The organism is Hydrogenophaga palleronii NBRC 102513 (genome assembly GCF_001571225.1).
Classification (GTDB): Bacteria; Pseudomonadota; Gammaproteobacteria; order Burkholderiales; family Burkholderiaceae_C; genus Hydrogenophaga; species Hydrogenophaga palleronii.
The window spans coordinates 1-12,240 of sequence record NZ_BCTJ01000023.1; the positions used below are offsets into that span (position 1 = coordinate 1).

The window sequence follows — 12,240 nt, forward strand, 5'->3', positions numbered from 1 at the left end:
CAGGGGGGAGTTCAGTTCAACAAGCGCTCGGGGTTGGCCTCGAGCTTGGCCATGGCGTCGCGTGTGGCGCGCACCGTGAGTGCCTCTTCTTCGCTGGGCACCAGCAGGCCGGCCTGCAGGTAAGACGCCACCCGGGTCGACTGGATCAGGAAACAGCGCCCGCCATTGGTGACGAACATGTAGAGCTGGCCACGCTGGCTGCGCCAGGCCAGCTGCACGCTGTTGAGGCGGCCGTTGTGGTCGAGCCCGAACCAGGAGCCGATCTGCAACTCCACCGCCCACGAGCGCATGGCCTCGGTGGGCTGGCTGCCGCCCTGGTTGATCACCTCGATGTTGCTCGCATCGACGCCGGTGATCATCTCGATGCTCTCGGTGTCCAGATCCAGATCACCGATGCCGTTTTCCGGCAGGTAGTCTTCCAGATTCGCCAGCCGCTGCGACAGGTGGTCCAGGCTTTCCTGCGAGATCGCCTCGGTGCGCGACATGAAGGCGTCGGCCAGGGTGTCGCTGACCGACTTGATGTGCTGGTCCTGCAGGCTGGTCGGGAAACCGAGCAGGGCCATGCCCTGGCGCAGGCGCTGCAGCCGGCCGGGCAGCTGCTGGATCACGCGGGCACGGTCGTTGCGGTTGGGCTTGGCGCTGGCCGCCCACAACAGGTCGGAAGCGACCTGCTTGAGCGCCATGGTGTCTTCATGCTTGAGGCCGTGTTTGACGCTGGCCACGGCCAGCACATCGACCCAGACCTTGAACAGGAAATCACGCACCTCGTCACGCACCGGCACGTCGTCGAGCAGCTTGCGCAGCTCGATCGTGTACTGCACCGAGAGGGTTTCCTTCTGCTCGACCTGCTGCGCCACGCTGACGAAGCGGCTGGCGCTGCCCTGCTCGCTGAGGTAGGTGGCGAGGAATTTCTGGAACTCGTCGAACACCAGCTGGAACACGCGCCGGCCGGTTTCGGGGTACTGCTCGATCACCTGCACCACGCGTTTGATCTCGGCCTCCAGCGCGGCCGAACCGACGTTCGACTCGAAGCCCATCACGCACGAACCCATGCGGTCGATCAGGCGGCGCGCCGGATGCTGCAGGGCGCTGAAGAATTCGGGCTCGGCCAGCGCCACTCGCAGCACCGGGATCTGCAGGCGCGCGAACCACACCCGCACGCTGGGTGGAATGCGTTCTTCGGCCAGGATGCTCTGGAACATCAAGGCCACCACTTCGATGGTGGCCTTTTCGGTCGGCGTGCTGGCGGCCTGTTTGAGCTCTGCTGTGCGCTGACGCAAAGAGCTGGCGGCCCGTTCCACGTGCGCAACGTCGACGTACACACCGCCCCCTTCGCTGAGCGGCCCGCCTTGCGAGGGCAGGCCGAGGCTGGGCACAGCGGCTGCCTGGCGCTGGATCGCCTGCTGCAAACCGGGCGAGGGCGGCAGCAACTGGGTGGCTTCAAAGTCGCCGCCGACGCGGTCGATCAACAAACGTTTGAGCCGACCAACCACGCCCTGGGCGCGCATGCGCGCGCGCGCCAGCGGCGAGGTGCTGGTCATGAGCCGGGTTTCGTCCTGCACACCCAGCGCGGACGAGTGCGCTCCGGTGCGGCCGGATGCGGCGCCGAAATCGGAGCCCACCGGGCCGGGTGCGCTGTGGCCGGCGGCCTGCGGGTGGGCAGACCGCACGGGTGTCGGGGTCGGCTGGCCGCGCTGCGGCGCCAACGGTGCCGACGCCGACGACGGACCCTCGCTGCGGCTGCCGGGAACACGCCGGACCAGTGCCTGCAGATCGATCTCTTTCATCACGCCGCTGGAAACGAGAAACTCGTTGGTGGCCTTGTAGGCCTCGTGCAGCTTGTTGGCCAGGATCGGTGACATGGCGTCCTGCACCAGAGCCCAGGCCTCGCGTGTCATGTGCGCGTCCAGCCACTGATCCACCAGAATGCGGGCGGTGACGTCGGGCAACAACACATCGCCGCGCGGCAGCTCCATGCGGCCTTCGAGGTGCTGCACCCGCAGGCGCAGTTCGTTGAGTTCGGTGGACGACTTGTCCAGCACCAGCATGGCCAGGCGCGAGGCCAGGATCTGATCGTCGATCGCGCCTTCGGCAACCAGCTCGAGCTGGCCGGACACGCTGGAAGGACTGCCTGAATTGGAGAAGCGCGGCAGCAGCGAGCGCTGCAGCGCCTTGCGCGTCTGGTTGAGCCAGGTGGTCTGGTTCTTCTGGAAGGCGGTCCAGGCGTCGCGCCGAGCCTGCATCTCGCGCGCCGGGCCGGCCTGGTCGAGCACCGAGGTCAGACGCGTGTCGCAGGCCTTGACCAGTTCGGGTAAGGCGCGGCCCACCTGAACCACGAAGAGTTCACGTGCCTGTTTGGCGAGAGAAGAAACGTGCTGATCGGGAGGCGACACAATGCGTGCAGTATGACACGAATGGCTTAGCCAACCGCCCCCGAAACAGGAGAGGCGGGTCCGTGTTTACACCACTGCGCCAGCGTTCGGATCGTCCGCGCCGCCGGAGCCGCCTTCGGACTTGTTGGTCGGCTTGATCAGGTCTTCGCGCTTGATGCCCAGCCACATGGCCACGGCCGCACCGACGAACACCGAGGAGTAGATGCCGAAGCAGATGCCGATGGTCAGCGCCAGGGAGAAGTAGAACAGCGTCGGGCCGCCGAAGATCAGCATCGACAGCACCATGGCCTGGGTGGAGCCGTGGGTGATGATGGTGCGGCTGATGGTGGAGGTGATGGCGTGGTCGATCACCTGCTGCGTGTTCATCTTGCGCTGGCGCCGGAAGGTTTCGCGGATCCGGTCGAAGATCACCACCGACTCGTTGACCGAGTACCCCAGCACCGCCAATGTGGCCGCCAGTACCGCCAACGAGAACTCCCACTGGAAGAAGGCGAAGAAGCCCAGGATGATCACCACGTCGTGCAGGTTGGCCACGATGGCCGAGACCGCGTACTTCCACTCGAAGCGGAAGGCAAGGTAAATCATGATGCCGACGATCACCAGCCCCAGCGCCATCAGGCCGTGGGTCAGCAGTTCCTGCCCGACCTGCGGCCCGACGAACTCGGTGCGGCGCAGCTCCACCGCGGGGTTCTGCGCCTTCAGCGCCGCCAGCACGACCTCGCTCTGCTGGCCGGAGGACTTGCCGGCCTGCACCGGCAGGCGCAGCAGCACGTCGCGCGAGGTGCCGAAGTTCTGCACCGGCACGTCGGCGTAGCCCAGCGATTCAATGACCTTGCGCACCGACTCCAGGTCGGCCGGCTGTTCGTAGGCCACCTCCATCACGGTGCCGCCGGTGAACTCCACCGACAGGTGCAGGCCGCGCGTGGTGAGGAAAAAGACGGCGGCGATGAAGGTAATGACCGAAACCGCGTTGAGGACCAACGCATGTTTCATGAAAGGGATGTCGCGGCGAATGCGGAAGAATTCCATGGCGTGTGTTCCTGATCAGTCGGCCTTGGCCACGGCGTTCTGCGTTTCGGGGCGCCAGACGGTGCCGATGGAAACGGTCTTGAGTTTCTTCTGACGGCCGTACCAGAAGTTCACCACGCCACGCGAGAAGAACACGGACGAGAACATGCTGGTCAGGATGCCCAGGCAGTGCACCACGGCAAAACCGCGCACCGGGCCGGAGCCGAAGATCAGCAGCGCGATGCCGGCGATCAGCGAGGTGACGTTGGAGTCCAGGATGGTCGCCCACGCGTGTTCGTAACCGGCGTTGATCGCCATCTGCGGCGAGGCGCCGCGGCGCAGCTCTTCGCGAATGCGTTCGTTGACCAGCACGTTGGAGTCGATGGCCATGCCCAGCGCCAGCGCCATGGCGGCGATGCCGGGCAGCGTCAAGGTGGCCTGCAGCATGGACAGCAGCGACACCAGCAACAGCACGTTGAAGGCCAGCGCGATGCTGGAGAACACGCCGAACAGCGCGTAGTAGATGCACATGAACACCACGATGGCGATGAAGCCCCACAGCACGCTGTGGAAGCCCTTGGTGATGTTCTCGGCACCCAGGCTCGGGCCGATGGTGCGTTCTTCGATGATTTCCATCGGCGCGGCCAGCGAGCCGGCGCGCAGCAGCAGGGCGGTGTCGTTGGCCTCCACGGTGTTCATGGAGCCCGAGATCTGCACCCGGCCACCGCCGATTTCGCCGCGGATCACCGGTGCGGTGACGACTTCGCCACGGCCCTTCTCGAACAGGATGATGGCCATGCGCTTGCCAACGTTCTCGCGCGTCACGTCGCGGAACACGCGCGCGCCCTTGGCGTCCAGCGTCAGGTGCACGGCGGCTTCCTGGGTCTGGCTGTCGAAGCCGGCCTGGGCGTCGGTCAGGTTCTCGCCGGTCAGCAGCACCTCGCGCTTGACCACCACGAACTGGCCGCCGCGCTCCGGGTAACGCTCGGCGCCGAAGGGCACCGGGCCGGTGCCGCGCGCGGCCGCCTGGCCGTCCACGCTCTCGTCCACCATGCGCACTTCCAGCGTGGCGGTGCGGCCCAGGATGTCCTTGGCCTTGGCGGTGTCCTGCACACCGGGCAGTTGCACCACGATGCGGTCGGCACCCTGCTGCTGGATCACCGGCTCGGCCACGCCGAGTTCGTTGATGCGGTTGTGCAGGGTGGTGATGTTCTGTTTGAGCGCCTGGTCCTGCACACGGCGTGCGGCTTCGGGGCTGATGGTGCCGATCAGGCGGAAGTCGGCGGTTTCGGTGATCTGCAGGTCGGCGAACTGGGTGCGGATCAGGTCGCGGGCCGCGCCCAGGGTGTTGGCGTCGCCGGCGCGCAGTTCGACGGTCTGGCCGTTGCGGTTCACGCCGCCATGGCGTACACCTTTTTCGCGCAACAGGGTGCGCAGGTCGGCGGCCAGCACGTCGGCGCGCCGCTGCAGGGCGGCCTGCATGTCGACCTGCAGCATGAAGTGCACGCCACCGCGCAAGTCCAGGCCCAGGTACATGGGCGAGGCGCCCAGGGAGGCCAGCCAGTTCGGGGTGCGGGGCAGCAGGTTGAGCGCCACCACGTGGCTGACGTCGGCCGGGTCGGGGTTGAAGGCACGCTCCAGCGCGTCACGCGCCTTGAGCTGCTCATCGGTGCTGTCGAAGCGGGCCTTGACCGAGTTGGCGTCGAGCTGGATCAGGTTGCTCTGGATGTTCTGCGCCGCCAGCACCTGCTCCACGCGGGTGACCGTTGCGGGGTCGATGCGCACCGTGGACCGGGCTGCGGAGACCTGCACCGCGGGGGATTCCCCGTACAGGTTGGGCAGCGCGTAAAGCGCACTGACGAGCAAGGCGACCAGGATGATCGCGTACTTCCACAGCGGGTAACGGTTCATGGTGAAGCCGGGCCTGAGGCCTGGAATTGTTCAGCGAAGGCGGGAAACGTATCGGTGCGGGCCCGGCCACCAGAGCCGGGCGCCACAGCTTCAGACGTTCTTGATCGTGCCCTTGGGCAGGACCTGCACGACAGCGGTGCGTTGGATCTTGATTTCATGGCCGTCGCCAAGTTCCACGCCCAGGTAAATTTCACCGACCTTGGTGACGGTGGCAAGGAAGCCACCGGCGGTGACGACTTCGTCGCCCTTGGCCAGTGCGGACACCATGGCCTTGTGCTCTTTCTGGCGCTTGAGCTGAGGGCGGATCATGACGAAATACAGGACCACGAACATCAGCACCAGGGGCAGCATGCCGAGCAGGGTGGACTGGGTGTCGCCACCGGCAGCGGCTTGGGCGTAAGCGGAGGAAATGAACACGGGGAGTCTCCAAAACAGATTCGGGGGTCACGACAATGCCGAAGGCCCGGGGCGCCTGCAAGGCGCCGCCGGGCACTCCGGACTCAGCCGGCGATTGTATGTCGCGGGTGTTGCCGGCCGTTCAGGCGGCGCGGGCCAGGGCAGGGGCCGCCGGCTGGCGCCATTGCTGCAGCAGGGCCTCGCGCCGGCTGCGGGCGGCGGCCAGATGGCGCTCCTTGATGTGGCCGTAACCCTTGATCTGCTCGGGCAGCGCCGCGATCTCCAGGGCCAGCGCGTGGTTGCCGGCGTTCAGGCCGCCCAGCAGGGTTTCGATATCGGCGCGGTACTCGGCGATCAGGGCGCGTTCGGTGCGGCGCTCTTCGGTGCGGCCGAAGAGGTCCAGCGGCGTGCCGCGCAGGCGCTTGAAGCGCGCCAGCCACTTGAAGGCGGTGAACATGTAGGGGCCGAACGGCTGCTTGATGAGTTCACCGCGTTCGTTCTTCTTCGCCGTCAGCGGCGGCGCCAGGTGCACCTTGAGCTTGTAGTCGCCCTCGAACTGGTTCGCCAGCCGGGCGTGGAAGGCCGGGTCGCTGTGCAGGCGGGCGACCTCGTACTCGTCCTTGTAGGCCATCAGCTTGAACAGGTAACGCGCCACGGTTTCGCTTAGCGTGGTCTTGCCCAGCGCGGCTTCGGCGGCCCGCACCCGGTCCACGAAGCTGCGGTACTGCGAAGCGTAGGCGGCGCTCTGGTAACCGGTGAGGAACTCGACCCGGCGCGACACCAGGTGGTCCAGCGTCTCGCGCTGCTTGAACTGGATCACCTGTTCGCCGCTGCCGGTCTTCTGCCACAGCACGCGCACCGCGTCCGGGTCGTGTGCGGCACGCCGGCCCCACTCGAAGGCCGCCTTGTTCTTGTCGACCTGCACCGCGTTGAGTTCGATGGCGCGCATCAGCGAGGCCAGCTCCAGCGGCAGCCAGCCCTTCTGCCAGGCGTAGCCCAGCATCATGGGGTTGGTGTACAGGCTGTCGCCCATCAGGCGCGTGGCGGCGGTTTCGGCGTCGAAGCTGCCCACGGCATCGGGGCCCAGGCTCTGCACCAGCGCGTCCACACAGGCTTGCGCCGGGTTCTGCCAGTCGGGGTTCTTCACGAAGGCCGCCGTCGGCGTGGCATTGACGTTGAGCGCCACGTGCGTGCGGCCGGCGCGCAGGCGCTGCCAGGTTTCCTTGTTGGCGCTGACGATGGGGTCGCAGCCCAGGATCAGGTCGGCCGACGCGGCCGACACGCGCGTGGTGCGAATGTCGTCCTGGTGCGCGCCGATCAGCACATGGCTCCAGGTGGCGCCACCCTTTTGCGCCAACCCCGCCGCGTCCTGCGTGACGATGCCCTTGCCTTCCAGGTGCGCGGCCACGCCGAGCAGCTGGCCGATGGTGATCACGCCGGTGCCGCCGACACCGGCGACGATGACGCCCCAGGCCTCCGCGTCCAGGCGCGGCAAGGCCGGGAGTGGCAACGCGCCACCGGTCCATTCGATCTTCGTGCCCGCCTTGTCCTTCTTGCGCAGCTGGCCCCCTTCAACCGTGATGAAGCTCGGGCAGAAGCCCTTCACGCAGGAATAGTCCTTGTTGCAGGTGCTCTGGTTGATGGTGCGCTTGCGGCCGAACTCGGTTTCCAGCGGCTCGACCGACAGGCAGTTGGATTGCACGCCGCAATCACCACAGCCTTCGCAGACCAATTCGTTGATGACCACGCGCTTGGCCGGATCGACCAGGGTGCCGCGCTTGCGGCGGCGGCGCTTTTCGGTGGCACAGGTCTGGTCGTAGATGATGACCGTGGTGCCCTTGATCTCGCGGAACTCGCGCTGCACCGCGTCCAGCGTGTCGCGGTGCTGGATGGCGATGCCTTCCGGCAGGCCCTTCACGCCGTCGTACTTCTCAGGCTCGTCGGTGACGATGGTGATCTTCACCGCGCCCTCGGCGCGCATGCTCTGCGCGATCTGCACCACGCTGTGGCCCTCGGGGCGCTCGCCCACCTGCTGGCCGCCGGTCATGGCGACGGCGTCGTTGTAGAGGATCTTGTAGGTGATGTTCACACCGGCCGCGATGCTCTGGCGCACCGCCAGCAGGCCGCTGTGGAAGTAGGTGCCGTCGCCCAGGTTGGCGAACATGTGCTGGTCGTGGCTGAACGGCTGCTGGCCGACCCAGGGCACACCCTCACCACCCATCTGCGTGAAGCCGACCGTGGCGCGGTCCATCCAGATGGTCATGAAATGGCAGCCGATGCCGGCCATGGCGCGTGAGCCCTCGGGCACCACGGTGCTGGTGTTGTGCGGGCAGCCCGAGCAGAACCAGGGCTGGCGCTCGGCACCGGGCACGCCCTGCGTGAGCAGGGTGTGCATGGATTGCTCCTGCGCCGTCAGGATGGTGAGGTGCGCGTCCATGCGCGCCAGCACGTCCTCGGGCAGGTGGCCCATCTTCTTCAGGCGCTTGGCGATGGCGCGCGCGATGATGGCGGGCGACAGGTCGGCGTTGGCGCGCAGCAGGGTGCGCGTGCTCGGGTTCGGCAGGCTCCACTCACCGCCGCTGAAGTCGCCCTCGGCCTCCTCGAACTTGCCGAGCACGTTCGGGCGCACGTCGGGGCGCCAGTTGTAGAGCTCTTCCTTCAGCTGGTACTCGATGACCTGGCGCTTTTCTTCCACCACCAGGATCTCGCGCAGGCCGGTGGCGAATTCGCGCGTGGTCTGCGCCTCCAGCGGCCAGACCACGGCCACCTTGTGCAGGCGCAAGCCGATGCGGCGGCAGGTGGCGTCGTCCAGCCCCAGGTCGAGCAGGGCCTGGCGCGTGTCGTTGTAGGCCTTGCCGCTGGCGATCAGGCCGAAGCGGTCGTTCGGACCGGCGATCACGTTGTGGTTGAGCTTGTTGGCGCGCACATAGGCCAGTGCGGCGTACCACTTGTAGTCGAACAGGCGCGCTTCCTGGTCCAGCGCGTGGTCGGGCCAGCGGATGTGCAGGCCGCCGGGTGGCATCTCGAAGTCGGGGATGACGATGTTCACCCGGTCCGGGTCGATCTCGGCCGTGGCGCTGGACTCGACGATCTCCTGGATCGTCTTCATGCCGGCCCAGACGCCGCTGAAACGGCTCATGGCGAACGCGTGCAAGCCCAGGTCCAGGATGTCCTGCACCGAGGTCGGGAAGAACACCGGCAGCCCGCAGGCCTTGAAGATGTGGTCGCTCTGGTGCACGGCGGTGGAGCTCTTGGCGACGTGGTCGTCACCGGCCACCGCGATCACGCCACCCCAGGGCGTGGTGCCGGCCATGTTGGCGTGCTTGAAGACGTCGGAGCAACGGTCCACGCCCGGGCCCTTGCCGTACCAGATGCCGAACACGCCGTCGAAACGGTTGCTGCCGGGCGGCGCAAAGCCCAGTTGCTGGGTGCCCCAGAGCGCGGTGGCGGCCAGCTCTTCGTTGACGCCGGGCTGGAACACGATGTTTTGCGCCTTCAGGTAGGACGCCGCCTTCTGCAAGGCCTGGTCGTAGCCGCCGAGGGGCGACCCCCGGTAACCGCTGACAAAACCCGCGGTGTTCTTGCCCACCAGGGCGTCGCGCTGGCGCTGCAGCATGGGCAGCTTGACCAGGGCCTGGACACCGCTCATGAAGGCGCGGCCGTGGTCGAGGGCGTACTTGTCGTCGAGGGTGACCGTTTCCAGCGCGCGGCGGATGTGGTCGGGCAGTGGGGCGTTCATGGGCTTGTCTCCGTGGGGGGCTTGGCATCCCGCTTTGTGAGCGGGTTCTGAACGGGGCGCGCCGGGTAGGTGCGCGGCTCCAGTGTGGCGCACAGTGTATGCCCCGGTGCGCGATAGGTGTTTGCGTTTCATGCCCGATTTCAAGATGATCGAGAAAGATTCATTCTCGAAAGCCGCGATCCTGGAAACACTCGACAAGTTTGACATCGCCATCCTGCACGAACTGCAAAACGACGGCCGGCTCACCAACGCCGAACTGGCACAACGCGTGGGGCTCTCGGCAGCGCCGTGCTGGCGCCGCGTGCGGGCACTGGAAGAAGCGGGTTTCATCCGCGGCTACCGCGCCGAGATCGACCGCGAAAAGATCGGCCTGGGCGTGCTGGCCTTTGTGCGACTGGACGCCGACCGCAACAGCGGCGACGTCACCCGCAACCTGGAAAACGCCATCCGCCGCATCCCCGAGGTGGTGTCGTGCCACTACATCAGCGGCTCGGGCACCTTCGAGCTGCAGGTGGTCAGCCGCGACCTGAACCACTTCAGCCAGTTCGCCCGCGAGGTGCTGCTGAACCTGCCCAACGTCAAGGACCTGCACACCAGCTTTTCCCTGGGTGAAGTGAAGTCCGGCAGCGCCTTGCCGCTGCAGCACCTCTCAGGCAAAAAGTAGCAACACGGCGATGAGGGTGAAAACTTGAGCGTTTTTTTCGACCGCCTGTGCCCTGTTTTTCACCATTGACTAACAATTCGCCTGTAAGTCATTGAAAAGCGTGACTTTTTTCCTTAGGCCATATTGCCGACCGTAGTCCCTTTCCGTAACATTGCGCCGTCACCAACCCGTGGACGGCGTACCAAAAAGTACTCAGACCACACTTTTGTCTCTCTGTATCTTTTTGAAGGATTCGTCGTGAACAAAGCTCTGATGCTCAAAGCCACCCTGGCCCTGGCCCTTGCCACCCCGCTGCTGGCCTCGGCCGAATCGAACCTGGTCGCCACCGGCAGTGCCACCGCGCGCCTGGACTTTCGCGTGGTCATCCCGCGCGTGCTGTTCCTCGGCGTGGGCACCGGTGCCACCGTGATCCCGCTGGCCAACAACACCACCGTCGACATGGTGACCTTCGACTACACGACCAACCCGACCGCCATCGGCACGGGCGCTCCCGCCACCACCATCACCGGCAACGTGGTGCCGGTTCGTGTGGTCGGCAACAACGGCCAGATCACCCTGACCGCCAGCACCACCGGCGCGCTGACCAACGCCACCGGGGACACCATTCCATGGACGCAAATCACGTCCACCAGCAGCCTGCCTGCGCTGCCCAGCCCGGTCATTCCGGCCACGGGCGCCGGTGTGGCCTCCAACGTCACCCTGTCTTCCGGCACCCGCGTGACCGACCAATCCGCCAACTGGACCTTCAGCTACGCCAACGCGGCCACCGTCGCACCCGGTACCTACGGCACCAACAACGGCCGTGTGACCTACACCGCCGCCATGCCCTGATCGGCGTACGGGTCCGTTGATGGCGCGGCCTGCCCGCCGGTCAACGGCCCTCGCGGGGGAGGTGGTGTACGGCACCCGCCCCCGCGGCCTTTCATGCGCCGGCGCCACAGCTTGTGACCAAGCGGCCCGGCAGACAGCTCCGAACGCCATGCCCGCCAACACACCATGAAGCACATGCAGCGTCACAACACCATCCGGCTCGCCGCGAGTGCGGGCCTGGTCGCGCTGTGCCTGGTGGACATCGGCGCGGCCCATGCGTGGAACCTGGACGTCGTCGCCGGTTCGCGCCGCCTTTTTCTGCACGTCGGCAACGGTGCCTTGAGCGGCAGTGGAAACGGCACGCTCGATGCAGCGGTCGGCAGGAGCGGCCCCGTCAACCTGGTGCAGGTCACGGTGCCGGCGACCGCTGTCGGCACGGGCGCCGCGCAGCCCATGACCAGCAACAGCACCCAGTCAAACAGCCTGTGGGCCGACGGTTACCTGGTCTGCCCGGACCCCTCGCGCCAAATGCTCGTCGGGGCCGGTTACCGCATCGCCAGCGGCGCCACGACCAGTGCCTCCCTGAGCGTCGCACAGACCACTCCGCTCACCAATACCGCAACGACCGACACCATTCCGTTCTCGCAGATCAGCTGGACCGTCTCTGCCGCGGGCAGCAGCGTCCCCGGCGTGATTCCGGCCGGCACCTTTACCGGAGCCAGCCAGACGCTGGCCACCGTGCCCGCCAACCGGTATTTCGAGAACTGCCACACCTTCAGCTATGCCAACTCGGCGGTGCGTGCCGCTGGCACCTACAACGGGGGGGTGACCTACACCCTCAGCGCGCCATGACGACGCGATCAACCCGCCTGGCCATCGCGGCCGCCCTGTGTGCCTGCATGGCCAGCGCCGCCTGGGCCAACCCGCATCGGCTGGACGATTCGGCCAGCCACACCGTGCCACCCAATGTGCAGATGCAGTGGCTGCCGCTCACGCCCGGCCAGGCTTTCGCCGGTGGCATGGAGGCCACCCTGCGTGTCAACGTGCGCATCGACACCCGCGACTGGGTCGGCCGCAGCGGTCGGATCTACATGGTGCTGCCACGCGACCAGGCCTCCACCGTCGAGGCGGTGTGGTCCACGCAGGGCCGGCTGCAGGCCGGCCGGCTGACCTCTGGCGAACGCACCCTGGTGTACGCCGGACAGATCACCAGCCCGACGCTGGAAGACCAGCTGCAAGTGCGCCTGCGCTCGGCCCCGGACTGGGTGTCCAACTCGCGGCGCCTGAGCTTCCATTTCGAACTCGATGTCGACTGATAC

The 12,240-nt window shown here is 66.7% G+C and carries 9 protein-coding genes; 4 read left to right on the forward strand and 5 right to left on the reverse strand.

The genetic code is table 11. The features are described from left to right. Positions 1-11: 11 nt before the first annotated feature. The 5 genes from HPA01S_RS15485 to HPA01S_RS15505 all read right to left on the reverse strand — a co-directional run bounded on the left by HPA01S_RS15485 (position 12) and on the right by HPA01S_RS15505 (position 9,447). Complete coding sequence (locus HPA01S_RS15485; protein WP_157085053.1) at positions 12-2,393, reverse strand: DUF1631 family protein; 2,382 nt, start codon at positions 2,391-2,393, stop codon at positions 12-14. Between the two features lie 66 nt (positions 2,394-2,459). Next, positions 2,460-3,422, reverse strand: a complete 963-nt coding sequence (secF, locus tag HPA01S_RS15490) for a protein translocase subunit SecF (RefSeq protein WP_066271668.1) — start codon at positions 3,420-3,422, stop codon at positions 2,460-2,462. A 15-nt stretch (positions 3,423-3,437) separates the two neighbouring features. After that, a complete protein-coding gene (gene secD, locus HPA01S_RS15495; RefSeq protein ID WP_066271669.1) occupies positions 3,438-5,312 on the reverse strand; it encodes a protein translocase subunit SecD in 1,875 nt (624 codons plus the stop codon). A gap of 90 nt (positions 5,313-5,402) precedes the next feature. Beyond that, positions 5,403-5,729 carry a preprotein translocase subunit YajC gene (gene yajC / locus HPA01S_RS15500; RefSeq protein WP_066271670.1) on the reverse strand — a complete coding sequence of 109 codons (327 nt, stop codon included), beginning with the start codon at positions 5,727-5,729 and terminating at the stop codon, positions 5,403-5,405. 121 nt (positions 5,730-5,850) lie between these two features. Beyond that, positions 5,851-9,447, reverse strand: a complete 3,597-nt coding sequence (locus HPA01S_RS15505; protein WP_066271671.1) for an indolepyruvate ferredoxin oxidoreductase family protein — start codon at positions 9,445-9,447, stop codon at positions 5,851-5,853. Positions 9,448-9,628: 181 nt separating this feature from the next. Here HPA01S_RS15505 and HPA01S_RS15510 point away from each other — a divergent pair, with 181 nt between their 5' ends. From HPA01S_RS15510 to HPA01S_RS15525, 4 genes are all read left to right on the forward strand, one after another. After that, positions 9,629-10,111 carry an Lrp/AsnC family transcriptional regulator gene (locus HPA01S_RS15510; protein ID WP_066271722.1) on the forward strand — a complete coding sequence of 161 codons (483 nt, stop codon included), beginning with the start codon at positions 9,629-9,631 and terminating at the stop codon, positions 10,109-10,111. Between the two features lie 252 nt (positions 10,112-10,363). Further along, positions 10,364-10,942 carry a hypothetical protein gene (locus HPA01S_RS15515; protein WP_066271672.1) on the forward strand — a complete coding sequence of 193 codons (579 nt, stop codon included), beginning with the start codon at positions 10,364-10,366 and terminating at the stop codon, positions 10,940-10,942. Positions 10,943-11,107: 165 nt separating this feature from the next. Further along, positions 11,108-11,773: a hypothetical protein gene (locus tag HPA01S_RS15520; protein ID WP_169801539.1), complete on the forward strand. Its 666-nt coding sequence runs from the start codon at positions 11,108-11,110 to the stop codon at positions 11,771-11,773. Next, complete coding sequence (locus tag HPA01S_RS15525; RefSeq protein WP_066271674.1) at positions 11,770-12,237, forward strand: hypothetical protein; 468 nt, start codon at positions 11,770-11,772, stop codon at positions 12,235-12,237. Before HPA01S_RS15520 ends, HPA01S_RS15525 begins: the two co-directional genes overlap by 4 nt. The last annotated feature ends 3 nt before the right edge of the window (positions 12,238-12,240 follow it).

Excerpts from the sequence above, each read along its gene's own strand:
- secF (WP_066271668.1), bottom strand. The coding sequence starts at position 3,422 with ATGGAATTCTTCCGCATTCGCCGCGACATCCCTTTCATGAAACATGCG.
- secD (WP_066271669.1), bottom strand. The coding sequence starts at position 5,312 with ATGAACCGTTACCCGCTGTGGAAGTACGCGATCATCCTGGTCGCCTTG.
- HPA01S_RS15505 (WP_066271671.1), bottom strand. The coding sequence starts at position 9,447 with ATGAACGCCCCACTGCCCGACCACATCCGCCGCGCGCTGGAAACGGTC.
- HPA01S_RS15515 (WP_066271672.1), top strand. The coding sequence starts at position 10,364 with ATGCTCAAAGCCACCCTGGCCCTGGCCCTTGCCACCCCGCTGCTGGCC.
- HPA01S_RS15520 (WP_169801539.1), top strand. The coding sequence starts at position 11,108 with ATGAAGCACATGCAGCGTCACAACACCATCCGGCTCGCCGCGAGTGCG.
- HPA01S_RS15525 (WP_066271674.1), top strand. The coding sequence starts at position 11,770 with ATGACGACGCGATCAACCCGCCTGGCCATCGCGGCCGCCCTGTGTGCC.